The sequence below is a fragment of the Thermostichus sp. OS-CIW-29 genome, assembly GCF_054058195.1.
This window is the reverse complement of record NZ_JBSSAB010000037.1, coordinates 1-25691: the sequence shown is the minus strand read 5'-3', so window position 1 is coordinate 25691 and position 25691 is coordinate 1. Positions and strand designations below refer to the sequence as shown.

Here is a 25691-nt window from a genome sequence, read left to right as displayed (position 1 = left end):
TGGATGTCCATGTGTGGCCAGAAGAAGCAGATCGGGCCAGCATCACAGAGCAGGTGAAACGACAGGCCCTGGCCCTGGGTTTTGACAAAGTCGGCATTGCCAGCACAGAGGATCCCCCCGACTTGCGGGGCCTGCAAGCTTGGCTGGCTGCGGGCATGGCCGCCGACATGGCCTGGATGGCGGATCCTAGGCGAATGGATCCAAAGCAGGTGCTGCCGGGGGTGCAGTCGTTGGTCTGTGTGGCTTTGAATTACTACACCCCCATCCGCCACAGCCAGGATCCCGGCAAGGGCAAGATCTCCCGCTACGCCTGGGGGCGAGATTATCACCGCGTGTTGGGGCGGCGGCTGAAGCAGCTCCACCTCTGGATGCAAGCGCAATTTCCGAACTACCGCGGTCGATGCTATGTCGATACCGGCCCGGTTGCGGAAAAGCCCTGGGCCATGCAGGCGGGCTTGGGTTGGATCGGCAAAAACAGCCTGTTGCTCACCCGCGAGTACGGCTCCTGGGTGTTTCTGGGAGTGATCCTGACCACCCTGCCGTTGCTCCCTGACCAGCCCCACACCGCTCACTGCGGCACCTGTACCCGCTGCCTAGAGGCTTGCCCCACGCAGGCCATCGTCAGCCCAGGGGTGGTGGATTCCCGCCGCTGCGTTGCCTACCACACTCTAGAAAGCCACGCCGAGCGGATCCCTGCCAAGATTGCCCAGAACCTGCACAACTGGGTGGCCGGCTGTGACATCTGCCAGGAGGTCTGCCCTTGGAACCAACGCTTTGCCCAACCCAGCCGGATCCCGGATTTTCAGCCTTACCCTTGGAACGTTGCCCCCGATCTCCAAGAACTGGCCCAGATGGAAGATGGGGAATTCGACCAGAAGTTTCCCGCCTCTGCCTTGCGCCGGCTCAAGGCCCACCGCCTGCGCCGCAACGCCCAAGCAGCCCTGGAAGGCAATTCCAGCTCTGCAGCTGGCAGCAACGATTTGGAAGCCCCCTCTACTTAACTTGGATACGCTTTCCTAGCAGGATCTTGCGGCCTCGAGGCCGGCGCCAGAAAATGGTGGGGCTATTGTCGCTGGGCCAGGGACGCAAGCTAACATACATGCCCTACCCTCTTTCTGAGGCCACAGTGCTGGGCCGCCATGGTCTTGCTCTCGTGGGAGCGGTTTTGCGCAAAGGACGTGTGGACTTGGTGCAGGAGTTTACCCACCGCTTTGTTTGAGCTGGATCGAGTCAAACACAGTAGCCCCACCTAAAACACGGTCATTTCAAGCTAGATTAGGACACTGATACATTCACGCTGAACTCTCCTGAACATGGTTCAGGAAAGAAGCGATCGCATCCTGCCTATCTCTGTTCGCGTCAGCGGGACGGAGTCCAAACAGGAAGGCGGTATCCCGCAAAGCCCTGAGGAATACCCCCCGAGCGCTTTCCCCCTTCACTTCCCGGCAACCGTTGCGGTGGACTCAAGGATCAGGGGGAAACTTGGTCTACTATATCCCTCTCAATGACTTTTGCCAAACCGCCTAAAGCTCAGTAAATTCAGCAAAGTTCAGGGTTTTGGGTATTAGAGGCATGCTCCCTGAACGCTCGGCGCCGCTTCCGCGACCATCCCTGGCTCCTTTCCCTCTGGGAGAGGGGGCAATGCAAACAACTGTAGATTTGTACAAACAACTGTAGATTTGTACTGAGATGATCTTGAGAGTTTTGGACTAGAGCTGGGTGGAGCTCTCCTAAGACTAGGTAGCCCGTAGCTGCACCGGCATAACCAAATAACAGAGCCGCATTGCCCCAAGGGGCTTCCAGATGGCCGGCTGCGTGGCGCCGTTTAGCTCCAGGCTCACCTGCTGCGTATGAAACACCCTGAGGGCATCCAGCAGGTAACGCACATTGAAGGCCAGCTCCAGGTCAGGACCAGACATCTGCACTGGCAACGATTCCTCGCCACTGCCCACATCGGGCGCCTCGGTGCTGATGCGCAGGGTTTGGGTTGCGGCAGAAAGATTGAACTTGACGATGTCGTTTCTTTGGGCAGCAAGTACTCCCACCCGTTCCAGCGACTCAATCAAAGGCCGACGCTCCAGGGTTATCTGCCGCTCAAATTGCCTGGGAATCAGGCGGTTGTAGTCGGGATATTGGCCCTCCAAAAGGCGGCTGGTGATCCGCTGTTGGCACTGCGTTTTGCTGGCGCGAGGAGGCAGCACAAACTGCACCTGGGATCGGTCAAACCGCAATTCCACCGTAGAGGCCGCGGTCTGGGTGCCGAGGATGCGCTCCACCTCTCGCAAAGTGCGAGCGGGAATGGTGAAATCCAACCCTATTTCCCCATGGGCCGAAGCAACCGGGATCCCTTCGGCCTCCACCTGCACCATCGCCAGACGGTGCCCATCGGTGGCTGCAAACTCCAGGCAAGGGGGATCCCCCGCCAAGAGCTTGACATGCACCCCTGTGAGCACCTGCTTGGTCTCATCTCCAGAGGCCGCAAAAAGGGTTTGGCCGATCCCTTGCAACAGGCTCTCGATGGGCAGCTCCAGGGCCTGAGCTGTTGGGCTTTCCTCCCCCACAAAATCGCCATCTGCGTCGGCGGTGCGGAGCGATATTTCCGGTAGGGTGGGGTACTCTTCAGCCGACATGCTGCGCACTTGGTACTGGCCGGCTGCCGACATGAGAATCACAGGGGCACTCTCCTGGGCTTGGCTGCTCGCGTCAAGAGTCACTGGGCCGCTGGGCAGACGGCTGACGATGTCGCTGAGCAGCTTGGCCGGCAGGGTGGTGCAACCGGATCCCTTGACCTGAGCCTCGAACTCGCTGCGAATGCACAAGTTCAAGTCAAAGGCAGTGAGGGCAACCCGTTGAGTTTCCGCATCGACCTCTACCAACACGTTGGCCAAAACGGGCAGGGCGGGGCGGCTGGCCACAGCCCGTCCAACGGAAGCGAGGTGGTGGCTGAGATCGGCTTGCTCGCAGGTGAAGCTAAAACCCTCCAGCGGCGCGTCAACAACTTCGTTAAAGCGGCTCTCCCCACGATAGGGAGCTGCAGTCTTGCTGCTGCGCAACACCAGCGCGAACGACTCGGTTTCCGATTCTCGATCCACAGGACGCTGAGCTTGCACCATCAGGGGCACTTGAGGGCTGAACATGCACATCCTACACCGGCTGCCCCGACTGGATCCCTGCCCTTGCAGACAAGTTTTGGAAAATTTGCCTCGCGCGTAGGACAGATCTGAAATTTCGATCCCTGCCTAATTTAATTTTTTGATCTAGTAGTAGTAGGGGCTGTGGAAACTGTGGAAAGTGATCGTCAACACCTTGCGCCATGAGCTTTTGAGCTTATTCCCCACCTGTGGAAAAACTGTGGATAACTTGGCCACTTTTCCACAGAGTATTTATACCTGTTAATAACTTGGGGGGTTTTTCCACAGGTTTTCCACAAATTTTTCAGGTTTTTCCACAGGTTTTCCACAGGCTAATGTTATGGTTTTCTGACAAATTCATAAAAATTAACGCACAGTCAGTGTAGGATCCCGTAATGTAGTGAGTCCTCCCCCTAGATATGGCCAGGAACTCCATCGGAGCTGGGGCGGGCTTCGCTGGATTTCCACAGGTTTTCCACAGGCTGTCCAAGAAAGCCTGGGATATTGCTCTGGGCTTGTCGGCCTTGCCTGGCCACCTGTGAGCTGACACGGGATTTTTGGCAAGACCCCAGAGGAGCGGGAAAGCGCTCTGCGCACCAGAAGCGGCAAAGGAGGTCAGGATGAGGATGGGACAGCGCCTGACCCAAAATTGGGCTGCTGCAGGAGCGAGTCGCAATAGGGATGCGGTCTAGAGTCCGTACCCGCGAAGGGCCAGGCGTAGGTCAACGGGATCCGTTTTGGTGATGGCGGGAGCGCAGCACGAGCACGTCAGAAAGCTGGCGCAGTTGACTTTGAACCTGGGTGAGCTGTTTTTTATCACGTACATCGATACAGAGATCGATCAGGGCGGTGCGGTTGGCAAAAGTTTGTACCTTAGCATTGCGAACATTGATACCTTGATCCGATAGGCGGGAAAGGATGTCCCGCAGCACCCCGACGCGGTCGATAACCTCCAGATGCAGTTCTACCGGGTAGATCTGGGTGCTCTGCCGCAGTTGCTCTTCGTTCCAGCGTACTGGCACCAGGCGTTCCCCCGAAACCTGAGCCACCCGTGGACAGTCCTGATGGTGGATACTAATACCCTTAAAGCGGGTGACTACGCCCAAAATCGGATCCCCCGGCAGCGGGTTACAACACTTGGCCAACTGGTGTTTCAGACCCTCCACCCCCAGAATGGGAGATTGGGATTTGACGGAACTGGAAGCCACAGAAGCCCGCGGCAACAACAGCTTGGATCCCTCAAGCGATTCCTCCTCTGTGGGAGCAGATACTGCCGGCCTGCTGACCTCCTGTAGCCGATGGATCACCAGCGTGGGGGTCGTCTCGCCATAACCCAGAGCGGCCAACAAATCCTCTACGCTGGCGTAGTTGAGCTTTTCGGCCACCTTCTGCATCCGCTCTGATTTGAGCAGGGCATCAAAGCCCGTTTTGCCAAGTTCCCGCTCCAGCAAATGCCGGCCCCGCGCGATGTTTTGCTCGCGATTGGAGCGCTTAAACCATTGGCGAATGCGATTGCGGGCAGAGCTGGTGGCAACGAAATTGATCCAGTCCAGGCTGGGATGGGCATTTTTGTGCGTGATGATCTGCACAATGTCGCCGTTGCGCAGGCGGGTATCCAGGGGCACGATCTTGTTGTTTACCCGCGCTCCTGCACAGTGATCCCCAATTTCGGAGTGGATGCGATAGGCGAAGTCCACCGGACAGGATCCCTGGGGCAGAGCCAGCAAGTCCCCCTTGGGCGTAAAGACGTAAACCTCGCTCTCAAACAGGTTCTCGCGAAGGGTGTCCAGATACTCCTTGTCATCTTTGAGGTCGTTTTGCCACTCCAAGAGCTGTCGCAGCCAGGTGAAGCGCTCCTCGTCGGGCTTGACAGTGGTGCTGCCGGCCTCCTTGTACTTCCAGTGGGCGGCGATCCCGTACTCAGCCACGCGGTGCATCTCTTCGGTACGAATCTGCACCTCCACCGGTCGTCCCTGCGGGCCAATCACCGCCGTATGCAAAGATTGGTAACGATTGGCCTTGGGCAGACCAATGTAGTCTTTGAAACGCCCAGGGATGGGGCGAAAGCAGTTGTGAACGACTGCCAGCACCCGATAGCACTCGCTGTTGGTATGCACGATCACCCGCACTGCCGAGAGATCGTAAATCTCGTGAAATTCTTTGTGCTGCTGCTGCATCTTGCGATAGATGCTGTACAAATGTTTGGGCCGTCCGCTGATCTCAAAGCGTTCCAGTCCCGCTTGAAGAAGGTTCTGCCGCAGCTCTTCGATAAAAGCTTGGATCTCGGCCTCTCGCTCGGCGCGCTTGGCGTTGACCAATTCCTGAATCTTCCGGTAAGCCTCGTAGTCCAGATACTTAAAAGCCAAGTCTTCCAGTTCCCATTTGAAATGCCAGATCCCCAGCCGGTTGGCCAAAGGGGCGAAAATTTCCATGGTTTCGGCTGCAATCTGCCGTTGCTTGCTGGGGGAGAGATACTGCAGGGTGCGCATGTTGTGCAAGCGATCCGCCAGCTTGACCACGATGACTCGAATGTCTTTGGCCATGGCCACAAACATGCGGCGGAAATTTTCCGCTTGCTGCTCGGTTTTGCTGGAGAAGTTGAACTTAGAGAGTTTGGTAACTCCTTCTACCAGTAGGCGAACTTCAGAGCCGAATTCAGCTTCCAGGGCTTCTGGGGTAACTTCTGTATCCTCAATAACATCGTGCAAAAGGCCCGCTGCCACCGTCACCGCATCTCCCCCCAGCTCCCGCAGGAGAGTGGCCACGGCTACCGGATGGGCAATGTAGGGATCCCCCGATTTGCGTTTTTGGCCCTGATGCAAACAATAGGAAAACTCAAAGGCACGGCGCAGCAGATCGGCTTCTTCAGCCGTGTAGGGCCGCAACCCATCGCCGGGATCCTCGGCACCGGAAAGCAGAGCACGCAGCCACCCTGGCACCTCAAAACTGAGGTTATTCAAGTCGAGACCTCTATCTGAGGTGGCAATGACAGCCGTCTGACCCATGCGAACCCGGCGAAAAGGGATGTTTAATTACTGACTATAGTTCATCCAGCTTAGCCGCCGACAGATTAGAGGAGGAAAAAACGGCTGGAATAAAAAGAGGCATTGGCTGTCTGCCAACGCCGACCGCTTGCCATCCTCGGCAGATCGAGAGTCAGTCTTCGCTCCACTCCTCGCAGTTGCCGATTAAATCGCAGAGAGGATCCGAGGGGCAGTAGTCTTGCAGCTCCAGCTCTTGGGCAATCGCCTGCCACTCCCGCTGGGGGAAGAAGGGTTGCAGGTGGGCAATGGCTTCGGAGCGGCGCAAGACCCCCTGCCGGACAAGGCGACGAGCTTCCTCCTGGATAGCCTCAACCGTATAGTGGGTGGCTTGTAAAGTGGGCATAGCTTAACCTACACGTGGAATGGATGGGACGCACCGAAGGGTCAGGGAAAATCTTGCCTCGCTACCCCCATCATAGAACTGGGTCTCGTTTCGTAGCAAGAGATACAAGTTTGTATTGCAGGCAACCTTAAGGCCCGCTTAAAAGCCCAAGCCATCGGCTCCTGCGGTCACTATGCCTTTTTCTGGGTTCAGAGTGACGATAGATCCATCCCGGATTAAGCGGGTAGCATCCTTGACCCCCACCAGCACCGGCACCCCCAGCCGCAGGCCAATGACTGCTGCATGAGAGGAGGCTCCCTCTTCTTCGGTAATCACGCCGGCTGCCTGTTTGATGGCCTCCACATAGTTGGCGTCGGTGGATTGGGCAACCAAAATGTCCCCGGCGGTGATTTTGCTGGCATCGAGGCTGGATCTCAAGATGCGGGCCGGGCCGCTGACAATGCCTTTGCCAAACCCTTTGCCTTGAGCCACCACCGCTTTCACCACATCCACCTTGATCAGGTCGGTGGATCCCGCAACGCCTGGCAGGGTTCCTGCACTGAGCACCACCAAGTCGCCATCCTTGAGCAAGCCATCTTCCTGAGCCAAGCTGATGGCCGCTTGAAAGGTCTGGCGGGTGGTGGCCAAATCCATAACCAACAGCGGATGTACCCCCCAAACCAACTGCAGCCGCCGTGCCACCTCCACATGGGGGGTTACGGCTAGGATGGGAGTGCGGGGGCGAAACTTAGAGACATTGCGAGCAGTAGCCCCTGTTTTGGTCAGGGTCATCACGGCTACAGCATCCAACTCTTGGGCGATCTCCCCCACGGCGCGGCTGATCGAGTCGGTGATCAGGGTTTTGGGCCGCATCCCGGCAGGACTGTTGCCGTTGTTTTGGCTCAGCTCCTGCATGGCAAGGGTGCGAAGGCGTTGTCGTCGGTCGGCGTAGGTCAGGTCAAAGTAATCGCGCTCGGTGCGCACGGCAATGCGGGCCATGGTGGCAACGGCCTCGACAGGGTATTTGCCCACAGCCGTCTCGTTGGAGAGCATGACGGCATCGGTGCCATCCAAAATGGCGTTGGCCACATCGGAGATTTCGGCACGGGTGGGTCGGGGGCTGTGCACCATGCTGTCCAGCATTTGGGTGGCCGTAATCACCGGGATCCCCAGGGAGTTGGCCAGGGCGATCACCCGCTTCTGCAGGATCGGCACCTCTTCCGCGGGCAGCTCTACCCCCAGATCTCCCCGTGCCACCATCACACCGTCGCTGAGGGCCAAAATCTGGGGCAGCTGTTCAATGGCCTCGTGTTTCTCGATCTTGACGATGATGGGTACCCGCTTGTCGGCTGAGCCGGAAGAAGGCCGTTTGGCTGAGGCAATGAGCTCCCGCAGCTCCAGCACATCAGAGGGATCCCGCACAAAGCTGAGGGCCACCCAATCCACCCCTTGGTTGAGGCCGAAGTAGAGATCTTCTTTATCCTTTGGGGTCACGGCGCGGATGCTCAGGCGCACACCGGGGAAATTGACCCCCTTGTTGTTGGAGAGGGTACCCCCGACAATGGTGCGGCAGAAGAGTTCGCCCGCTTCCGGATCCACGGCTTCCACCCGCATCTCCACTCGACCATCGTCGATGAGGATCGTCGCTCCTTCGGGCACTTCCTGGGCCAGCTTGTCGTAGGTGACCCAACTGCGCTCTTGGGATCCCAAGACGGGCTTGCTGGTCAACACAAAGGGATCCCCTGCCTTGAGGGTGATCGAGCCTTCGGCGAACTTGCCCAGGCGGATTTTGGGCCCCTGCAGGTCTTGCAAAATGGCGACCTGGATGCCCAGATCCATCGAAGTTTGGCGGATCAGGCGAATGCTGCGGCGGTGTAGCTCGTGATCCCCATGGGAGAAGTTCAGGCGAAGGGTGGTTGCCCCTTGCAGGATCATCTCCCTGAGAATGGCTGGATTTGAGCTGGCAGGGCCGATGGTGGCAACAATTTTGGTGCGTCGAAAAGAATCCCTCAAATGCATGTCCACTGTTCCCAAGGGAGAGCAGCCCAGATCCTTCCCCCACATAGGGATCTCTCTGATTACGATAACCCGTTATGTCTTTTTTGAGGCACCGCTTTTTTAAAATCCCCAGCGAGAGAGGATGGGAAAATAGGCAAAGCAGAGTGTAGAGATCCATCTGGAGTCGAGCGATGCCGGTTGCCCCCGAATACGCCTTCCCCTTCGAGCACCATCAGAAGTTCTCTCTGGATAACCCCACTATCTCCAGCCCAGGGGTTTCCAAGCGGGAATACATAGCCAGCAGAGTACTGCAGGGTATCGTGAGCAATCCCCAGACTCCCGTCGGCGATTTGTCTCCTGAGCAACGACAGGCTTTGGTCTATACGGCGGTGTTGTTGGCAGATGATTTGTTGGCGGCCCTCGGCGCTCAGTAGAGAGGTTCTTGAGATTGCAGCGCACCCTCTTGGGGTGAGGTTTAGGCCGAGGTTGACCGTTCGCGGCGGGGGGCCGTAGGCTCTGCTGCTACCTACGCCGCAGCCGTTGAGTCAACTCTTCCCCCAAGCGCATCCATTCTGCCATCCCTTCGGGATTCACCTGTCGGTCATTTTGCCAAAGAATGAGGTGGGCGCCAGCTCCTTCGGCGCAATAGTTGGGATGCTGCTCCCAAAAACCAAGGACGCCAGGATGGAACCGCAGCCGAACTTGGGCTTCATTCTCTCCTCGCAAGAGATAGCTCCGGGAGAACTTAGGGTGGCTCTCGAAATTGATATCTTGCATGCCAAAAGCTTTGGCGATGCCATGGAAAAGGGCATTTTCGGGGTGCAGCCGAAAACGGGGCAGATGAAGATCCTCGTGATAGGCGTAGAAGACGGACTGGCGATAAGTGCTAGAACTCTTGCCACTGCCGCTGGTGTATTGGTAATCAAAAACGGTAATCTCAGTGCCATCGATCAGCCGCTTGGACATCGAATTATAGAAACGCCGCCCATGGCCTCGTTCAAACAGTCCAAAGCCTGCTTGCAACAAGCGAGATCGAATCTCTTCAGGCAACTGGGCAGAAAAGCGCATTCCTAGCTGTGCAGCTACCCGTTCCAGAGCTTCTCGACGTTTCTTTTCGTGGTAAAGGGCTAGAGCCAAGATCCCGGCAGCCAGAGCTAAAAACAAGATAAAAATAAGCAACCCCATACCGTCTCCCTCGGCTTACAGACTGCAGCGCCCATCCCCACAATACCTGAGCAGATTTCCAAAAGGATCCCTGCCTTCGACCATTCAGCCGAGCGGTCTCCTCTTGTCTTTTGTAGAGAAGTGACCCAATACAGCTGAGTGTGTCAAAGTTTGACGAAATTGTAGGGAGCGGTGAAGTTGTTGTAGCGAATGCGCAGCCGCCCCTGGAAGGTCTGGTCTAGCTCCTCTACTTTTTGGGCAAAAACCGGCTCATCTTCCCAATTGATCAAAAACGAGCCGTTGTAGGCCATGTTTTCGGTGAGCAGATCTCCTTCTACGCGGTCGCTGGCCAAGGGGCTGAGGGCTGCTGTAAAGGTCTGGGCAATGCGCTGACGTCGCTGCTCTAAGAGCTGCTCCAGAGCCCGTCCGATCTCGACTACCGCGTCCAGCCCCAGAGGAGCGCCGGCCATTTCGTCTCGCCGAGCTTTGAGGGCAGGGTTTTCCTCTAGCCCCAGCTTGAGCTCCTGCTCGGGATCCCAGAAGACCTTTACTCCCACCTCCCGCTTGCCCTCTAGGCGCTCCAGCAGAGCCAGCAGATCCGCCAAGCGGGGCTGCACCAAGTCCCGTTCCACCTGCTCCCAGCCGCTCACCACCAGACCAAATTGCAGGGGCAGCAGAGCCCGATGTCCCTCGTTCATCACTTTTTCCAGCACGGCCTCATGGGCGAGCAAGTTGGCCCGGCTGGCCAGGTAGCGCTCCTGTCGAGCCTGGGAGTACAAGAAGGCCAGGGATCCCAGCCCATGAACCTGCACCGGCTGCTTGTCCAGCCCCACCACACTCAGATGACGCGGGCCAGGGGCAGCGACGATCCCGTAGAGGTAGAGGGCGCTATGGGGATTTGCCGTTGGCATTGCTGCGGGCATCTCCGATCAGCCACGTGAGGTTGGACTCTTCGGTGTCGATGGCATTGCCATCCGAGGAAATGCAGTAGCGACCCATCACCATCTGGTGGCGTAGGGTCACGCCTGCCGCAATCTGGGTGTAGTTAAAAATCAAGCTGCCATCCAGCGTACACCCTTCATTCAACACACATCCGTAGCCAATGGCCGTGGGGCCGATGAGTTTGACCCCGTCCGCCAAATAGCTGCTGGCCCCGATGTAGACCGGTGGCTCGATGTGGATGCGATCCCAGTTGGCGCGGATGTTGATCCCCGTCCATACGCCGGGTTGAATCTGGATCCCAGGCACCTTGACTCCCTTGATCTCGCCGCGCAGCACTTTTTGCACCGCCAGCCAGTAGTCGTGGGTGCGGCCAATGTCCACCCACTGAAAGTCAGCCGTGATCCCATAAAAGGGGGCACCCGCTTTCACCAAGGCCGGGAAGAGATCGCTGCCGATGTCGTAAGGGCAGCCAGGGGGAATGTAGTCGAACACTTCCGGCTCGAAAACATAGATGCCGGTGTTGATGGTGTGGCCGAGGGCCTCTTCCCGCCTAGGCTTTTCTTGGAAAGCAGTGATGCGACCCGTCTCGTCGGTGACTACCACCCCATAGCTGGAGACCTGGCTGGGATCCACCTGCCGCAGGACCACAGTGGCCAGCGCTCCCTTGGATTTGTGGAAGTTGACGATCTGCGTGAGGTTCAGGTCGATCAGGGCATCCCCACAGAGCACCACAAAGGTACTGTCGAAAAATCCGGAGAAATCCTGGATCTTGCGCATACCGCCAGCGGAGCCCAGAGGTTCGGCCACCGGCTGGCCGTTCTCAAAATGGCCTTCGAAGGAAAAGCCGATGTGAACCCCCCATTGCTGCCCATCTCGAAAGTAGTCTTCGATTTGGTGGGCCAAGTGGCTGGTGTTGACCATGATCTGGTCGAAGCCGTGTTCCCGCAGCAGCTCCACCAAAAATTCCATGACAGGCTTGTGCAAAATGGGGATCATCGGCTTCGGCATCATGTAGGTGATGGGCCGTACCCGCGTGCCTTTGCCTGCTGCCAGGATCATGGCTTTCATGCCGTCGTCACTCCTCCGGGCTAACCGTGCTCTGACTTTATCATCCCAGGATCGGCATTCCAGAGAACCGGCGGGGCTTTCAAGAGGCTGGGGAATCGCTGCTGGGATTCCGATCCCCTACAATCAAGGGGGCTTGCTCTTCTGGGCATTTCGCCAAGGGTTTCCCCTGAGCCCCTCGTTTTGCCCCGTCTCTCCTGAGAGTTCCACCCGGCAGACGGGGATCCCAGCATTCTTACATTGATTGCTCCTGGCCCAAGATTCAGACGGATGTATCAGACAAATGTAGTAGATCCTGAAAAAGATGCTGGATGGCCGTCCCGACAGCCCACCCATCACGATTGCCCTGGCCAAGGGGGCCTTGCTGCCTGAGGCCATTCAATGCCTGCAGCAGGTGGGGATCGATTTCAGCCGTTTTTTGGATCCCGGCAATCGCCTGCTGCGGATTGAATCCCCCACCCGGCTGAACGGACAACGCTACGAAGCGCTGCTGGTGCGCACTCACGATGTGCCGGTGTACGTGGAGTACGGGCAGGCGCAGTTGGGCATTGTCGGCTACGACGTCTTGCGGGAGCGCTATGCCGGCACCGAAGCGCGGGTGGCCCACCTGTTGGATCTCCAATTTGGCCACTGTCGCATGTCGGTGGCCCTTCCCCAAGATAGCCCCTACCACTCGGCAGCTCAGTTGCCTGCTCATGCCCGCGTGGCTTCTAAGTTTGTCGGCTGCGCCCGGGAGTATTTTGACCGCCTGGATTTGCCGGTGGAGCTTATCTCTCTCTATGGTTCGGTGGAGTTGGCCCCCCTCACCGGCATGGCCGATGCCATCGTCGACTTGGTAGCCACAGGGCGCACCCTGAGGGAAAACGGCCTGATTGAGCGAGACTGCCTATTCGAGAGTACAGCTCGCCTGATTGCCCATCCCATCAGCTACCGTGTCAACCAACAGCCTATCCGCGAGTTGATCACCCAGATTCGGGAACGCTGGCTGGGATCCCTGTTGGTGGGTGGCTAATTTTGAGGCACTTCCTCTGAGGGGGATCACGATTGCGTACAATGGGGGCATTCGGGCTTATTTCCCCCAGCAGCGTTCAGATTCAAAAAAGGTTTTTCGAGGTTGATTATGCGGTACCGTCCACTGCTCGCCATCCTGTTGGCGCTTTGTTTGAGCGTCTTTGCTGTTCCGGCTAAGGCTGCCAAGGCGCCGCTGACCTATGACCAGATCCGCAACACCGGCAAGGCCGCCATTTGCCCTTCGGTCTCGGACAACGCCCGGGGCCGTATCGAAGTGCCTAGGGGGGGATCCCTGAAGCTGACGGATGTCTGCTTCCAGCCGGTGCAAATTGAGGTGGAAGAGGAAAAGCGGAACGGCGAGAAAGAGTTCATCAAGGCCAAAAACATCATGATCTCAGCGGCCACTCTGGGGCCGATTAAAGCCGAGGTGACTCCCAAAGACGGCGTGCTGGAGCTCAAAGTGGTGGATGGGATCACCTTTCAGCCGACCACCGGCCAAATGCCCCGCCGCGAGCTGGTGCCGTTTCTGTTTAGCGTGAAAGACTTGGTCGCCACTGCCCAGGGCTCCGCCATTGACCCTTCGACCGATTTTGAAGGGGAGTTCTTGGTGCCCGGCTATCACAGCAGCACCTTCCTCGACCCGCGCGGGCGGGGATCCAACACCGGCTACGACACTGCGGTAGGTCTACAGGCTGCCAAAGATGATTTTGCCACCAACCGCAAGGTGGACGAGGTTTCCCAGGGGAAAATGTCGCTGCGGATTGCTCGCGTGGATGCCAGCACTGGCGAAATGGCGGGATCCTTTGTTAGCATTCAGCCTTCCAGCACCGAGCAAGGGGCGATGGAACCCCACACTGTTCGCATTCAAGGCCTGTTTTACGCCCGCCTGGCGGGAGAGTCTTGAAAGCGCCTGAGGGCAGAGAATAACCCGCCTCAAACCAGGATGGGCAGGGATCCCGGAGATCTCCGCCCGTTTCTGTTGGCTATGTTCTCTGTCCAGGTTGGCCCCTTTTGCCTGTTGGGGAAGTGTGCAGCGATAAAGTCTGGGCCAGATGCCGCCACAGGTTCATTTGCAGATGGCCGATGCCACTAACCTGCCTTTTATGTTGACTCTGGACCCAAGGGGACTCTCAATCTGGACTCAAGGAAGCCCTTTGTGAGTTCCGCTTCAGCCAGTACCGCCACCAGTGCGGATCCGAGTTCTGCTGCGCTCGCTACCCTGAACGGAGCCTCTTTGCCGCAAGATGAGGTTCAGGGCAAAGAGGGAAGTGATGGCCAACTACGACTGGATTCTGATCGGCGGTGGGATTACCGGGGCAGCCCTAAGCTATGAACTGGCCCGCCAGGGGGGATCCGTTCTGCTGATGGAGAAAGATGGAGTGCTGAACGGAGCAACCCGCTACAGCTACGGGGGCTTGGCCCATTGGGCGGGCAAAACGCCGCTGCTCAAAGCTCTGGGGGAAGAAGGGATCCAACGCTACCGCACCCTGTCAGAAGAGCTGGAGGCAGATATTCAATTTCGCGAGCTGGATCTGCTCATGCCCATTGCCCCCGGCTACGATGCAGAGGCCGTTGAGGCGGATCTGGCCGACTGTCGCATCCCACCCCGGCGGATTTCGGTGGCGGCAGCCTGCGAGCTGGAGCCGCTGCTGGATCCGGCCGCTCTGGAAGTAGTCCTCTGGGCTCGGCATGGCCACATCAACCCCTTGTTGACGGCGCTGGCCTTTCAAAAAGCCTTTCAACGATTGGGGGGATCCCTCTTGATCGCAACAGCAACGGCCCTGCGGCGGCAGGAAGCGCGCATCACGGGCGTAGAGTCCGGAGCCGACTGCTACGGAGCAGGCCAGGTGGTGGTGTGCGCCGGCGGCTGGACACGGGCTCTGTTGCGCCAAGCGGGAATCCGGGTGCCCATCTACTACACCCATGCCGAATCCCTGGAGCTGGAGCCCTCGGATTTGCAATTGAAAGCGTTGGTGATGAGCGTGCCCGTGCAACGCTTGGAACTGGAACGACAAGCCGCCCATCCCGATCGGGATCCCCTTTGGGACGAGCCAGGGCACGAGCTTTGCCCGCCGATTCTGGATGCCGGGATCCTGCAATTTGTAGATGGCAGCATTCGCATGGGCCAGATCAGCCGGGTATTGACGGATCCCCATGCCGAGGTGGATGCAGCCGCCAGCGAAGCCCAGATCCGGGCACAAGCCGGTCGCTACCTGCCCAAGTTGGCCCACCCGCCTGGACGGTGGTATCACTGCTTGGTGGCCTTCAGCGCTGATCACCAGCCTCTGGTGGGATCCCTGCCCGGCTGGGAAGGCTTACAACTGTTTTCCGGCTTCAGCAATCCCCTGCCCATCCTGCCCGCTTTGGCCCGTCGCTTCGCCCAACAAGCCTATGGACAAGCGGATGAATGGATCCCTGCTCTGTCGCCGGCGCGGTTTGCCCAGGTTTTGAGTTGATGCCTTGCCTATTCTCGATGACCATCGCCAACAAGTCTGGAATACGGCTATCCCGTCTGCAGCATAATGAAAGCCGGAAGTTCTCTGCGTCGGATCTATGCCCAACAGCTTGCCCAGCTCCGTCGATCTCAGCCAGAAGCGCATTTTGCTCACAGGGGGCAGCGGCTTTTTGGGCAAACATGTGCTGCAACAGTTGCAGGTGCTGGGGGTAAAGCCAGAGCAGGTGCGCATCCCGCGCTCCCGCACCCAGGATCTGCGCCGTTGGGAAGTCTGCCAAGAGGTGGTGCAAGGGCAAGATATCGTCATCCATTTGGCCGCCCACGTGGGTGGCATCGGCCTCAACCAAGCCAAGCCGGGAGAACTCTTCTACGACAACCTCATCATGGGATCCCAGCTCATCCACGCCGCCTACCTGGCCGGGGTGGAGAAGTTTGTCTGCGTGGGCACCATCTGCGCCTATCCCAAGTTCACCCCCGTTCCCTTCAAGGAAGAGGATCTCTGGAACGGCTACCCAGAGGAGACCAACGCCCCCTACGGCATCGCCAAGAAAGCCCTGCTGGTGCAGCTGCAGGCCTACCGGCAGCAGTACGGCTTCAACGGCATCTACCTCCTGCCGGTGAACCTCTACGGCCCCATGGACAACTTCGACCCCGAAAGCTCCCACGTCATCCCAGCCTTGATCCGCAAAGTGCACGAAGCGCAGCAACGGGGCCAAAACTACGTCGAAGTGTGGGGGGATGGCAGCCCCACCCGCGAGTTTTTCTACGCTGAAGATGCGGCCCGCGGCATTGTCATGGCCACCCAGCTTTACGACGGGGCGGATCCCTTGAACCTGGGCACCGGCGAAGAGATCTCCATCCGGGATCTGATTGCCCTCATCTGCGAGCTGATGGAGTTCCGGGGAGAGATCCGCTGGCAAACGGACAAGCCCAACGGCCAACCCCGCCGCTGTCTGGATGTCTCCAAAGCCCGAGAGAGGATGGGTTTTGTGGCCAAAGTCGGCCTGCGAGAAGGTCTGCAGCGCACCATTGACTGGTACCGCTGCCACGCCTGTGCTGGGCAAAGTTAGGCAACGGCTTGGCTCTCCAGCCGGCCATCTTCCATGTGCAGCACCCGATCTGCAATGTCCAGGATGCGGTTGTCGTGGGTCACCATGAGGATGGTGCAACCCTGCTCCCGCGCCAACTTCTCCATCAGGGTCACCACCTCGCGACCCGACTTGCTATCTAGGGCTGCCGTGGGCTCGTCCGCCAGCACCAGCTTGGGATGGCTAACCAAGGCGCGGGCAATGGCCACCCGCTGCTTTTGTCCGCCGGAAAGCTGTTCCGGGTAGTAGTGGACGCGATCCCCCAGGCCCACCGCCGCCAGCATTGCTTCCGCTCGCTGCTGGGCTTCCTGAGGAGAGAGGCCGTTGTGCAGCTCCAGGGCCATGCGCACGTTTTGGGCTGCCGTCAGGGATCGCAGCAGGTTATGGGCCTGGAAAATGTACCCGACCTGGCGGCGGATTTGAATGAGAGTACTGGGCTGAGCTCCCCGCAGCTCCTGTCCCAACACCCGCAAGCTGCCCTCCTGCACCGAGCGCAAGGCCCCCAGCAGCGTCAGCAGGGTGGTTTTGCCGGAGCCGGAAGGGCCAGTCAGCAGCACGATCTCCCCTGGCTGCAGGGCAAAGCTAATGTCGAAGAGAATCTGCTTGCGCAGGGATCCCTCGCCGAAATAGTGGTTTACACCTTCGGCTTTCACCACTGGCTCAACGGCATTCTGGGCAGAAGCAAGGGCAGCTTGATCGAGAAGAGGAGTCAGCATAGGAAACTCAAAATCTCAAAACTTTGCGTTGACAACTCATTGACCACTTAGGCCGTCATTTGGAGCGTTGAGATGAGACCATTTAGAAACCTTTGGCCGGAGAGCGTTGATGAGGATCCCAGAAGTTTTTAGACAGCCTAGCTCAAACCCTTCACCATCCATCCGATCCCCTTTGGCAGACTATTGACTTACCAACGCCCCGGCGCCCTGCCCACAGCCAAAACTCTAGAAAATGTCGGCAGGATCCGCTGCCCGCAGCCGTCGCACGGCAATCGCTCCTGAGATGAAACACATGCTCACCGCCAGCCCCAGCACCAGCACTGCCCGGTTGAAGGTCATGGCAATAGGCAGCAACGTGGCATTGGCCGTCAAATCGTAGAGCAAAACCGACAGGGCAAAGGCAGGAATGTACCCCAAGCCGGCCAGCAGGAGCGCCTCCTGAAATACCACCCCCAGCAGGTAGGTATCGGTATAGCCCATGGCTTTGAGAGTGGCATATTCCGCCAGGTGATCCGACACATCGGTGTAGAGAATTTGATAGACAATCACAATGCCGACAATAAAGCCCATGCCCACCCCCAGGCCGAAAATAAAGCCGATGGCTGTGCCCTCTTCCCAGTAGGTTTGCTCCATATCGATAAACTCCGCCCGTGAGAGCACCCGCACATCTTCCGGCAGCAAAGCCCGCATCTGCCGCACCAAGGGATCCGGATCCACCCCCGGCTGAAGCTGCACCACGCCGATATCCACCAGGCCACGCCCCCGCTGCGGAAAAATGCGCAGGAAATTGAGATCGCTGGTGAGAATGGTGCCGTCGGCTCCAAAGGTGGCCCCCATCTCAAACAGGCCCCCCACCTGGACGCGGCGGTTTCCCACCTCAGTAACCACCTCTCGCCCGGACTCAAACCACTCTGGGATGGGGCCAAACTCGCTGCGGGAGCGGCGGTCAAACAGCACCACGTCCGCCTTTTTGATCTCTTCCAGCTTGTCCGGCGTCAGTTCCGGCAAGTCCAACAGATCAGCCGAGGGATCCACTCCTACCACAAAAATGCTGCGGGTACGGCGGGTCTCTGGGTTTTTCCAGAGGGCAAAGCCCACATAGACAGGCGAGATGGCCCGCACCCCCTCAAAGCCCAGAGCCTGATACAGCCGCCGCTGGGAGAAGGTGTTCATGGCAATCAGGGCGTTGGACTGAGGGCTGACCAGGAAGATCTCTCCCTTCAGGGCCACGTGGAAGCGGATGGCACTTTCCAGCAGACTGTCTTGGAAGCCCAACTGCATGAACATCAAGATGCAAGCAAAGGCAATGCCCGCCAGGGCCACCAGCAGGCGGATCTTCTCCCGCGTCAACTGCAGCCAGGCCAACGGGATCCGGCGCGCGATAAAAGCCACACTGAACAGGCTGTACATGGGCTGAGCCTACCCCTCGACATCGATGGCCACATTCACCTGCAGGTTGGTCAGGCCAGCCACGCGGGCGCTGCTCTCCGGATCCAGGCGGATATACACCTCTACTACACGGGCATCCACATCGGCAGCTGGGTCGGTGTTGAGCACATCTTTCTTGCCAATCTGCAGGCCTACCCGCTCCACTCGGCCCTGCAGGGTTTCTGGCAGAGCGCGGTTGCTAATGGTGGCCTGCTGGCCTGGCCGAACCCGCAAGATGTCTGTTTCGTAGACCTCGGCCACCACCATCATTTGGTCAGTGTTGCCCAGCTCGAGAATGCCCTCGCCGGCGGGGATGACCTCTCCAGGGCGGGTGTGGATCTTGAGCACCTGTCCAGCCCGAGGGGCACGGATGAGGGTGCGCTCTAGGCGAGCTTCTGCCAGTTCCAGATTGCGGGCCAGGGATCCCAGTTGGACTTGGGCTTGGGCCAGACTCAGTCCCGCCTCGGCAGCTTGGACTTGGGCTTGGGCATTGAGCAGATCCCGCTCACGGGCCAGGCGCAGTTGGCTCAGGGTGGCTTCGGCAGCCCGCAAGTCCTCCTGTCGTTGCCGCACCAGCAGCCGGCGTTGATCCAGCTCTTGTTGCGAGATTGCTCCTTCCTGCCAGAGCTCCTGAAAGCGGGCCAGATTGGCCTCGGCATCGGCCAGTTCTGCCCGGATACGTTCCACCACCGCTTCCTGGGAGCGGATTTGCATCTGTTGCGGCTCGTCCAGACGGCTGAGGCGGGTGCGTGCCTCTTGGATTTGGGCCTGACTGAAACGGGTCTCGGCCTGCAACCGGGCGCGGGCCTCTTGAAGTTGGGCGGCAGCGTACTCTCGCTCCGCCAACCGCTCGGCGTAGCTTTCCAAGCGGGCCAGCACTTGGCCTGCCACCACGCGATCCCCCTCGGCCACCAGCAGCTCTCCCAGCCGTTCTCCGGGGGAACCGGCAATGCGCAGCACTTCCCCCTCCGGCTCCAGGCGACCCAAAGCACCAACTTGCGGAGGCAGCCGCATTTCCACCGTTGCCTCTGCACTTCCCGATACCGACTGTGTGGCTCCCTGTTGGCTCAATCCCAGCCATGCCAGACCGGCACAACCAAGCAGCCCGACTCCTGCCAGCGACCAAAGCGCTCGTGGGTTCATGGCCTTTTACCCGCTGTGGCTTTGCAGACGACAAACGCCGCCTCTTTTTCTTAAATAAGTGTAAAGTTTTTGGGATGAAAATGTCCAGCTGTATTCTATGTTGCTTGTGCTCACCGTATTTTCACCCCCTGTGGGTTCCCCAAGGTGCCGGCAGATCACGGCAACCGGTGGGGCGCAGCCTACCTAGCTCTGGGGATTCCTGATATGATGTGGCCTGTTCGAACCTGTTTGTAGTCAGCAGAACGCAGTCCTTTTTTTGGAGTGTGGCGGTTTTAGGAGTGGGGCGGTTTTAGGAGTGGGGTGGAGTTGCGATGGTGGAAACAGTTGGAGGAGGGGATCCCATCCCGCCGTTGCCGGTTCGGTCTCAGCCTCCGCCCCTGCATTTGGATCCCCTAGATCCCTTGCTTTCCACCTATCACTTTGTGGGCATTGGTGGAGTGGGGATGTCGGCCCTGGCCTATATCCTGGCTAAACAAGGGTTTCGCGTTTCCGGATCCGACATTGTCGCCAATGGCCGTACCCGCCGCCTGGAAGCTTTGGGGGTGCGCTTCTTTCAGGGCCACAGCTTGGAGGGGTTGGTCGGGGATCCCCAGGTGGTCTATTCCAGCGCCATTCGCCCCACCAATCCGGAATTGGCCGCTGCCCTGGGCAAAGGATTGACGGTTTGGCACCGGGCAGACTTGTTGGCGGCTCTGTTTAACCGTCGCTCCGGCATTGGGGTGGCCGGCACTCACGGCAAAACCACCACCAGCAGCATGATCGGCTATGTGTTGCTCTCGGCGGGCTGGGATCCCACCTTGATTATCGGCGGGGAAGTGGATGCCTGGGATGGCAATGCCCGTCTGGGCCAGGGGGAGTATTGGGTGGCCGAGGTGGATGAGTCGGATGGATCCCTGGTGCGGCTCTATCCCAAGATTGGGGTGATCACCAACATTGAGCTGGATCACCCCGATCACTACGCCGATTTGGGGCAGGTGATCCGGGCTTTTCAACAGTATGGGCAGCAGAGCCAAACGCTGGTGGCCTGCCTGGACTGTCCCAACGTGGCGGCTCACCTGGCGGTGGATGTGGGCTACAGCCTGACCGGTCATCCCCAAGCCCAGTACCAAGCCCGTCAGATCCTCTACACTGCCAATTCCACCTGCGCTGAGATCTGGGAAAAGGGATCCCTCCTCGGACAGCTTCGCCTACAGGTGTTGGGATCCCACAACCTCAGCAATGCCCTGGCGGCGGTTGCCGTTGGGCGACAGTTGGGCTTGGAGTTTGCGGTGATTGCCTCAGCTTTGGCGCAATTTCGGGGGGCGCATCGCCGCTTTGAGCACAAGGGGGAAGTGGGTGGAGTCACCTTTATCGACGACTATGCCCACCATCCCAGCGAGATTCGAGCCACCCTGCAGGCAGCACGGCTACAGCAGCGGCGGGTGGTGGCGGTATTTCAGCCCCATCGCCACAGCCGCTTGGCTGCCCTGTTCCAAGATTTTGCCCGCTGCTTTGGGGAGGCGGACGTAGTGGTGATCGTGCCCACGTATGGGGCAGGAGAGCCGGCGCCTGAGGGTTCCGACAGCTTGCGCTTGGCCGTGGCGGTGGCGGAGCACCATCCCCATGTGCGCTATGTGTCGTCTTTGCCGCAATTGCCGGAGGTGTTGCCGTCCGTCCTGCAGCCTGGAGATCTCGCCGTTTTTTTGGGCGCAGGGGACCTAAATCAGCAGATAATCGCTACGATGCGGGCATATGCGGCTCAGGTGAGGGAACAGCCTGGGCAAGCCAAAAATCCAAACTTCAGCTGAAAAGGAAAGCCAAAAATCCAAACTTCAGCTGAAAAGATAGCTGCTTCTGAGGTATTGAATCATGACGACGGCTCCGGTGGTGCCTCAGCGGGACGGTTCCTGTGAGTCTGAGGCGGCAAGTCTTACCGCTGAAGACAGGCTTCTCCCCCGCGGGCCGGCGGCTCTGCTATCTGGACGAATTCAATCGGGGATCCCGTTGGCTCCTCTGACCACCTTTCGTGTGGGCGGCAAGGCCGAGTGGTATTGTGAGCCCCGTAGCCACCTGGAGCTGCAGCAGTGTTTGGCTTGGGCGCGAGCAGAAGGGATCCCCACGACGCTGTTAGGGGCAGGCAGCAATCTGCTCATCAGCGATGCGGGGTTGAAGGGGCTGGTGATCGGCACTCGCCGTTTGCGGGGGATCCAACTGCTGGAAGGGGGGAGAATTTGGGCCGCTGCCGGAGAGCCTTTGGTCAATCTGTCGCGGGCCGCCGCCAGGCAAGGCTGGAGTGGGTTGGAGTGGGCGATTGGGATCCCTGGCACGTTAGGGGGAGCCGTGGTGATGAATGCGGGTGCCCACGGACGCGCCATGGCAGATGTGCTGGCGGAAGTACAGATTTTGGATGAGGAACAAGAGCCCTGCCGCCTAGAACCTGTCGATCTGCAATTTGGCTATCGCCGCTCTCGCCTACAGGACTCCCCCTGGACGGTGACAGGGGCCACGTTGCAGTTGATCCCAAGCAGGGATCCGTCCCAGGTGCAGTGGGAAACCCAGCGCTACCTCAACCAACGCCTAAGCTCTCAGCCCTACCATTTGCCCAGTTGTGGCAGCGTCTTTCGCAACCCAGAGTCTCACCCTGCCGGCTGGCTCATCGAGCAGGTGGGGTTGAAGGGGTACCGCATGGGTGGGGCCCAAATTTCAGAGCGCCATGCCAACTTCATCCTCAATTGCCATCAGGCGAGTGCCAAGGACATTTACCGCTTGATTCGCTTGGCCCAGGAAAAGGTCTATCAGCAATGGTCGGTGCTTTTGGAGCCGGAAGTGCGCATTCTGGGATCCTTTGAGGATTAGAAGAGCATCGGCTGGGCAATTTGGCCTGCTTTCTTTTGATGACTTTGATAATTTCGATGATTCTGCTCTTAAACTGTTCTTACCAGCTTAGATGCTCGTCGATTCTTTCCTATCGGCTTATGAGTCAAGATGCAGCCACCTTACGTCGTTTAATTCAACGGCTCAATCACTCCCACACCACTGCGGAAGAACGCCGCTATTTGGTGGAGATCGGCAGCCTGGCTGCTTTGCTCACCCCGGAAGAGGCTGCCGCTTTGGCCCAGGATCCCAAGCAACTCACCGCCGAGCAGCACTATCGCATTTGGGACTGGGTGCATCGCTGGGAACGGGAGCACCGCCACGAAGATCTGGACTGGGATCCCTCCCTAGACCGACACAACGACTAGAACTCGAAAGAATCCCGTCCCGCTATCACGAACAAATCCCGGCCAGAGTCTAAGACAAAAGCCATCTCCAAGTCTCATTTTTGAACAGGATCCACACCCCCAAACCCACCAGAATCCAGGGCACCCAGCGCTCTCCCCGCTCGGCCAAAACCTTGGCTACTTCAGGTTGCATTGTCATTTTTTGAGCCGCGGTAAACCACAACCCTTTCATCAGAAAGCTGATGTTATCCCCAAAAGGTAAAATACCACCCCGGAGCTTCTTCCCCATCGGCTCTGTCTTCAACGTTGCACTTCAGGCTTCTTCATGAAAACCCCGATACAATGCCTAGCCCTACACTTGGGAGAATGGCACGGCCTCTTTTCTGACTATCGACCTACTGCCCACGGTGGTTGGGAGCTAGTAGGCCAAAAGCGCAGCCTCATTACCTTTGAGGCTTTGGAGTTGGGCGCGATCCGCCAAACCAACGCCTACTACCCCCTACAGGGATCCCCCACTCCCGAAAGCTCCCAGAGCTGGGTCTACCAGGATTTCTCGCCGGGATTGCGCTTTTTCCCCGATGGATCTTTTTCCAATGGGCGGCTGCAACTAGCGCCGTTTAGTGATTTTGCCGTCGAGCAGGGCTTTCTCTGGGGGGATCGCAAGGCGCGGCTGGTGCAACAGTGGGATGCCCAAGGTCGTCTGGTAGAGGTAACCGCGATCCTGGAGCGCCGCGGCCAACCTTTGGATCCCGTTGCAGACTGTGCACCCCTGAGCAAAGAGCGACTGAGGGCCTGCCTCCAGGGGAGATGGCGGGGGATCGCCCAGAGCTTTGCGGTTGCCGAGGGCCGGTTTGCCGAAACCGAGGTGGACTGCTCGGGGGCAGAGTGGTTGAGCAACTGGGATCCCTTGCCGGGAGGGCTGTGGATTGGCGGGCCGGATCCCTTGCCCATCCCCACTGCCCAGCGGGATCGCAGCTTTTCGGTGAGCCTGAGCTGGTTTCCGCAGCCGGAAGACTGCCACTGTCTCTTGCGTTTGAGCCGAGACTACGATGCCCGCGGTGCTTGGCAAGGGGTTACGCTGATCCGGGCGCAGAGGGATCCCGTTTGAGAAAGGCGCAAACCTGGGCAAACACCGTTTCCCGCTCGCAGTCCAAAGTGAGGATGTGGTCGGAGTGCTCCAGCCAATGCAAGATCTTCTCCTCGGATCCCAGCTCTTGATAGAGCCACGCTGCCTGTTCAGGATCCACTACTGTATCTTGGCGAGATTGCAGGATCAGAGTGGGAACCCGGATGCCGGCCACCTCTCCCTTGACCCGCTCGATCAGCTCCAGAGCGCTGCGCACCGCCGACAGATTAAAGCTGCGGAAATAGGCCGTTCTTTCTGCCAAGGCTCGAGCGTCCCCATCCCGAATCGGCAAGCTGAGGCGGGGCACCTCCTTCAATAGCCAACCCAGGCTGTTCAGGTACTGCTCAGGGCGAAAAAGATAGTACCAGCGGTGGCGAATGGCGAAAAATGGCGCCAGCAGCACCAATTTATGGATGGGATGGGCAAAAGCCAGGTGCAAAGCCAGCAGACAGCCGGTGGAAAAGCCCACCAAGGAAACGCGGGGATACTCCTGCTGCAAAGCCAGATAATGCTCCAAAGCCCGCCCGTACCACTCCGTCCAGCGGGAAGGGGGCATGTGGGCAGACCGGCGGCCGTGTAAGCGATGCGGAGCACTGTCATGGCCGGGATAGTTAAATCCCTGCACTGTCAGGCCAGCCGCCAACAGCCGCTCTGCCAGCCATTGCAACTCGTAAACACCGCCCCCCAATCCATGTAGCAGCAGACAGGCGTGTTCCCCTGCTCCTCGCCACAAAAAGGGTTCGTTACTCAACATAAAACATAAAAAAATAAAACTCCGTTCCACTTCGCGACGGGATCCCTTGCTAGCCCAAGGTGATATCCAGCAACATCATCACCACAAACCCACTGATGACCCCAAAGGTGCCCTCCCGCTCCAACCCCTGCCGGTGCGACTCAGGGATGATCTCATCGGAAATGACAAACAACATCGCCCCCGCCGCAAAAGCCATGCCCCAGGGTAGTAGGGGCTGCGCCAGAGAGACCACCGTTGCTCCCAGGATCCCGCCGATGGGCTCCACCAGCCCGGTCACCAGGGCGATGCCAAAAGCGAACAGCCGCGAGTACCCCTGGCCCACCAGTGACAAAGCCACCACCAGCCCTTCTGGCATGTTCTGCAAGCCGATCCCCAACGCCAACGCCAACCCATCGCCGACTTGGCCGGTAGCGAAACCCACTCCCACCGCCAGTCCTTCCGGGAAATTGTGCAGGGCGATGGCAATGATGAACAGCCAAATCCGTTTCAAATGGGCGCGGTTCTCCCCTTCCACCCCTTTGAAAAAGTGCTCGTGAGGAAAGAGGCGGTGGGCACTCTCCAGGAAGATCGCCCCCAACAACAGGCCTGCCACCATCACCACAGCCGCCCCAAATGGGGAATACCCCAGCGCTATGGCTGCCTCGGTGCCCGGCACCAGCAGGGAAAAAGAGGTGGCCGCCAACATCACCCCACCCCCAAACCCCAGCAGGATCCCTTGTACCCTTTCGGAGAGCGAGGGAAGAAAAAGGGCCGGCAAAGCCCCCAGCCCCGTCGCCAACCCGGCGATCAAGCTGGCCAGGGATCCCATCCCAATTGGATGCACAAGCCAATCTCCACAAAGGCCGAATGCTTCTCAATTCTCCTCCCTTTCCAACGTTGTGTGAACATTGCTGGCTCGAGCGGCATAGGCGAGGTTCTGAAAGTTGGCTTGGAGCGCCAGATTTTGTGCTTACAAGCAAGGTACCTAAGAGCAAGTCTGAAGGAGCTATTCCCTAGTTGGAGTTTGCCAGCTACAGCCTTTTAATTTAAAATAGGGTACAGGTATTCAAGAGGAAGGAGAGAAAGGAATGCCGACTCATTCTTTGGATTTGCGGCAAAGAGTTG

The 25691-nt window shown here is 58.6% G+C and carries 24 protein-coding genes; 11 read left to right on the top strand and 13 right to left on the bottom strand.

The features are described from left to right. Nucleotides 1-11 precede the first annotated feature (11 nt). Nucleotides 12-1001: a tRNA epoxyqueuosine(34) reductase QueG gene (queG, locus tag ACVWZJ_RS12100; RefSeq protein WP_457396203.1), complete on the top strand. Its 990-nt coding sequence runs from the start codon at nt 12-14 to the stop codon at nt 999-1001. 26 nt (nt 1002-1027) lie between these two features. Next, complete coding sequence (locus ACVWZJ_RS12095) at nt 1028-1219, top strand: hypothetical protein (protein WP_414380595.1); 192 nt, start codon at nt 1028-1030, stop codon at nt 1217-1219. 517 nt (nt 1220-1736) lie between these two features. Here ACVWZJ_RS12095 and dnaN read toward each other — a convergent pair. From dnaN to pyk, 4 genes are all read right to left on the bottom strand, one after another. Then, nucleotides 1737-3113 (bottom strand): DNA polymerase III subunit beta, encoded by a 1377-nt coding sequence (gene dnaN / locus ACVWZJ_RS12090; RefSeq protein WP_457396209.1) that lies wholly within the window; start codon nt 3111-3113, stop codon nt 1737-1739. 740 nt (nt 3114-3853) lie between these two features. Next, entirely contained in the window at nt 3854-6136 is a 2283-nt protein-coding gene (locus ACVWZJ_RS12085) for a RelA/SpoT family protein (protein WP_457396201.1), read from the bottom strand. Nucleotides 6137-6287: 151 nt separating this feature from the next. Beyond that, nucleotides 6288-6518, bottom strand: coding sequence for a DUF4327 family protein (locus tag ACVWZJ_RS12080; protein ID WP_457396199.1), 231 nt, complete (start codon nt 6516-6518; stop codon nt 6288-6290). 138 nt (nt 6519-6656) lie between these two features. Then, complete coding sequence (pyk, locus tag ACVWZJ_RS12075; RefSeq protein WP_457396198.1) at nt 6657-8516, bottom strand: pyruvate kinase; 1860 nt, start codon at nt 8514-8516, stop codon at nt 6657-6659. A 170-nt stretch (nt 8517-8686) separates the two neighbouring features. On the opposite strand from pyk, the gene ACVWZJ_RS12070 reads away from it, so the two are divergent. After that, complete coding sequence (locus ACVWZJ_RS12070) at nt 8687-8929, top strand: hypothetical protein (protein WP_414351871.1); 243 nt, start codon at nt 8687-8689, stop codon at nt 8927-8929. Nucleotides 8930-9017: 88 nt separating this feature from the next. Here ACVWZJ_RS12070 and ACVWZJ_RS12065 read toward each other — a convergent pair whose 3' ends face one another. The 3 genes from ACVWZJ_RS12065 to ACVWZJ_RS12055 form a co-directional block, all read right to left on the bottom strand. Then, nucleotides 9018-9680 carry a hypothetical protein gene (locus ACVWZJ_RS12065; RefSeq protein ID WP_457396196.1) on the bottom strand — a complete coding sequence of 221 codons (663 nt, stop codon included), beginning with the start codon at nt 9678-9680 and terminating at the stop codon, nt 9018-9020. Between the two features lie 143 nt (nt 9681-9823). Then, nucleotides 9824-10570, bottom strand: a complete 747-nt coding sequence (locus ACVWZJ_RS12060) for a GvpL/GvpF family gas vesicle protein (protein ID WP_011433160.1) — start codon at nt 10568-10570, stop codon at nt 9824-9826. Beyond that, nucleotides 10548-11669: a nucleotidyltransferase family protein gene (locus ACVWZJ_RS12055; protein WP_414329069.1), complete on the bottom strand. Its 1122-nt coding sequence runs from the start codon at nt 11667-11669 to the stop codon at nt 10548-10550. Before ACVWZJ_RS12055 ends, ACVWZJ_RS12060 begins: the two co-directional genes overlap by 23 nt. Nucleotides 11670-11970: 301 nt before the next feature. On the opposite strand from ACVWZJ_RS12055, the gene hisG reads away from it, so the two are divergent. The 4 genes from hisG (at nt 11971) to ACVWZJ_RS12035 (ending at nt 16202) form a co-directional block, all read left to right on the top strand. Then, nucleotides 11971-12678, top strand: coding sequence for an ATP phosphoribosyltransferase (gene hisG, locus ACVWZJ_RS12050; RefSeq protein ID WP_011433162.1), 708 nt, complete (start codon nt 11971-11973; stop codon nt 12676-12678). Nucleotides 12679-12786: 108 nt separating this feature from the next. Further along, nucleotides 12787-13581 (top strand): photosystem II manganese-stabilizing polypeptide, encoded by a 795-nt coding sequence (locus ACVWZJ_RS12045; protein ID WP_457396194.1) that lies wholly within the window; start codon nt 12787-12789, stop codon nt 13579-13581. Between the two features lie 367 nt (nt 13582-13948). Beyond that, nucleotides 13949-15133: an NAD(P)/FAD-dependent oxidoreductase gene (locus tag ACVWZJ_RS12040; RefSeq protein ID WP_457396193.1), complete on the top strand. Its 1185-nt coding sequence runs from the start codon at nt 13949-13951 to the stop codon at nt 15131-15133. A 97-nt stretch (nt 15134-15230) separates the two neighbouring features. Further along, nucleotides 15231-16202, top strand: a complete 972-nt coding sequence (locus tag ACVWZJ_RS12035; RefSeq protein WP_457396191.1) for a GDP-L-fucose synthase family protein — start codon at nt 15231-15233, stop codon at nt 16200-16202. On the opposite strand, the gene ACVWZJ_RS12030 is transcribed toward ACVWZJ_RS12035, so the two are convergent. The 3 genes from ACVWZJ_RS12030 to ACVWZJ_RS12020 all read right to left on the bottom strand — a co-directional run bounded on the left by ACVWZJ_RS12030 (nt 16199) and on the right by ACVWZJ_RS12020 (nt 19507). Beyond that, nucleotides 16199-16936 (bottom strand): DevA family ABC transporter ATP-binding protein, encoded by a 738-nt coding sequence (locus ACVWZJ_RS12030; RefSeq protein ID WP_011433168.1) that lies wholly within the window; start codon nt 16934-16936, stop codon nt 16199-16201. The two genes, ACVWZJ_RS12035 and ACVWZJ_RS12030, sit on opposite strands and share 4 nt — an antisense overlap. Before the next feature lie 225 nt (nt 16937-17161). Next, the gene (gene devC, locus ACVWZJ_RS12025; RefSeq protein ID WP_457384302.1) at nt 17162-18346 is read right to left on the bottom strand and encodes an ABC transporter permease DevC; all 1185 of its coding nucleotides are present in this window, start codon (nt 18344-18346) and stop codon (nt 17162-17164) included. Nucleotides 18347-18355: 9 nt separating this feature from the next. Continuing rightward, nucleotides 18356-19507 carry an ABC exporter membrane fusion protein gene (locus ACVWZJ_RS12020; protein WP_414329074.1) on the bottom strand — a complete coding sequence of 384 codons (1152 nt, stop codon included), beginning with the start codon at nt 19505-19507 and terminating at the stop codon, nt 18356-18358. 311 nt (nt 19508-19818) lie between these two features. Here ACVWZJ_RS12020 and murC point away from each other — a divergent pair, with 311 nt between their 5' ends. The 3 genes from murC to ACVWZJ_RS12005 all read left to right on the top strand — a co-directional run bounded on the left by murC (nt 19819) and on the right by ACVWZJ_RS12005 (nt 22728). Continuing rightward, nucleotides 19819-21294, top strand: a complete 1476-nt coding sequence (murC, locus tag ACVWZJ_RS12015) for a UDP-N-acetylmuramate--L-alanine ligase (protein ID WP_457396188.1) — start codon at nt 19819-19821, stop codon at nt 21292-21294. A gap of 61 nt (nt 21295-21355) precedes the next feature. Continuing rightward, nucleotides 21356-22342, top strand: coding sequence for a UDP-N-acetylmuramate dehydrogenase (gene murB / locus ACVWZJ_RS12010; protein ID WP_457396186.1), 987 nt, complete (start codon nt 21356-21358; stop codon nt 22340-22342). Between the two features lie 119 nt (nt 22343-22461). Beyond that, nucleotides 22462-22728, top strand: a complete 267-nt coding sequence (locus ACVWZJ_RS12005; RefSeq protein ID WP_457396184.1) for a hypothetical protein — start codon at nt 22462-22464, stop codon at nt 22726-22728. 49 nt (nt 22729-22777) lie between these two features. On the opposite strand, the gene ACVWZJ_RS12000 is transcribed toward ACVWZJ_RS12005, so the two are convergent. Next, nucleotides 22778-22906, bottom strand: coding sequence for a hypothetical protein (locus ACVWZJ_RS12000; RefSeq protein ID WP_255344536.1), 129 nt, complete (start codon nt 22904-22906; stop codon nt 22778-22780). A 126-nt stretch (nt 22907-23032) separates the two neighbouring features. Here ACVWZJ_RS12000 and ACVWZJ_RS11995 point away from each other — a divergent pair, with 126 nt between their 5' ends. Beyond that, nucleotides 23033-23815, top strand: a complete 783-nt coding sequence (locus ACVWZJ_RS11995; protein WP_457396182.1) for a DUF3598 family protein — start codon at nt 23033-23035, stop codon at nt 23813-23815. Here the strand turns inward: ACVWZJ_RS11995 and ACVWZJ_RS11990 are convergent. Both ACVWZJ_RS11990 and ACVWZJ_RS11985 read right to left on the bottom strand, forming a co-directional pair. Further along, a complete protein-coding gene (locus ACVWZJ_RS11990) occupies nt 23781-24587 on the bottom strand; it encodes an alpha/beta hydrolase (RefSeq protein ID WP_457396180.1) in 807 nt (268 codons plus the stop codon). The two genes, ACVWZJ_RS11995 and ACVWZJ_RS11990, sit on opposite strands and share 35 nt — an antisense overlap. A gap of 49 nt (nt 24588-24636) precedes the next feature. Further along, on the bottom strand, nt 24637-25410 hold the full coding sequence (locus ACVWZJ_RS11985) for a ZIP family metal transporter (protein WP_457396178.1): 774 nt from the start codon (nt 25408-25410) through the stop codon (nt 24637-24639). Nucleotides 25411-25691: the final 281 nt, after the last annotated feature.

Bases quoted from the DNA above. Each gene is read 5' to 3' on its own strand.
- pyk (WP_457396198.1), bottom strand. From the start codon at position 8,516: ATGCATTTGAGGGATTCTTTTCGACGCACCAAAATTGTTGCCACCATC.
- ACVWZJ_RS12035 (WP_457396191.1), top strand. From the start codon at position 15,231: ATGCCCAACAGCTTGCCCAGCTCCGTCGATCTCAGCCAGAAGCGCATT.
- ACVWZJ_RS11990 (WP_457396180.1), bottom strand. From the start codon at position 24,587: ATGTTGAGTAACGAACCCTTTTTGTGGCGAGGAGCAGGGGAACACGCC.
- devC (WP_457384302.1), bottom strand. From the start codon at position 18,346: ATGTACAGCCTGTTCAGTGTGGCTTTTATCGCGCGCCGGATCCCGTTG.
- ACVWZJ_RS12085 (WP_457396201.1), bottom strand. From the start codon at position 6,136: ATGGGTCAGACGGCTGTCATTGCCACCTCAGATAGAGGTCTCGACTTG.
- ACVWZJ_RS12045 (WP_457396194.1), top strand. From the start codon at position 12,787: ATGCGGTACCGTCCACTGCTCGCCATCCTGTTGGCGCTTTGTTTGAGC.
- murC (WP_457396188.1), top strand. From the start codon at position 19,819: ATGGTGGAAACAGTTGGAGGAGGGGATCCCATCCCGCCGTTGCCGGTT.
- ACVWZJ_RS12030 (WP_011433168.1), bottom strand. From the start codon at position 16,936: ATGCTGACTCCTCTTCTCGATCAAGCTGCCCTTGCTTCTGCCCAGAAT.
- ACVWZJ_RS12065 (WP_457396196.1), bottom strand. From the start codon at position 9,680: ATGGGGTTGCTTATTTTTATCTTGTTTTTAGCTCTGGCTGCCGGGATC.
- ACVWZJ_RS12040 (WP_457396193.1), top strand. From the start codon at position 13,949: ATGGCCAACTACGACTGGATTCTGATCGGCGGTGGGATTACCGGGGCA.
- ACVWZJ_RS11995 (WP_457396182.1), top strand. From the start codon at position 23,033: ATGAAAACCCCGATACAATGCCTAGCCCTACACTTGGGAGAATGGCAC.
- murB (WP_457396186.1), top strand. From the start codon at position 21,356: ATGACGACGGCTCCGGTGGTGCCTCAGCGGGACGGTTCCTGTGAGTCT.
- ACVWZJ_RS12000 (WP_255344536.1), bottom strand. From the start codon at position 22,906: ATGACAATGCAACCTGAAGTAGCCAAGGTTTTGGCCGAGCGGGGAGAG.
- ACVWZJ_RS12055 (WP_414329069.1), bottom strand. From the start codon at position 11,669: ATGAAAGCCATGATCCTGGCAGCAGGCAAAGGCACGCGGGTACGGCCC.
- ACVWZJ_RS12005 (WP_457396184.1), top strand. From the start codon at position 22,462: ATGAGTCAAGATGCAGCCACCTTACGTCGTTTAATTCAACGGCTCAAT.
- hisG (WP_011433162.1), top strand. From the start codon at position 11,971: ATGCTGGATGGCCGTCCCGACAGCCCACCCATCACGATTGCCCTGGCC.
- dnaN (WP_457396209.1), bottom strand. From the start codon at position 3,113: ATGGTGCAAGCTCAGCGTCCTGTGGATCGAGAATCGGAAACCGAGTCG.
- ACVWZJ_RS12060 (WP_011433160.1), bottom strand. From the start codon at position 10,570: ATGCCAACGGCAAATCCCCATAGCGCCCTCTACCTCTACGGGATCGTC.
- ACVWZJ_RS12080 (WP_457396199.1), bottom strand. From the start codon at position 6,518: ATGCCCACTTTACAAGCCACCCACTATACGGTTGAGGCTATCCAGGAG.
- ACVWZJ_RS12070 (WP_414351871.1), top strand. From the start codon at position 8,687: ATGCCGGTTGCCCCCGAATACGCCTTCCCCTTCGAGCACCATCAGAAG.
- ACVWZJ_RS12020 (WP_414329074.1), bottom strand. From the start codon at position 19,507: ATGAACCCACGAGCGCTTTGGTCGCTGGCAGGAGTCGGGCTGCTTGGT.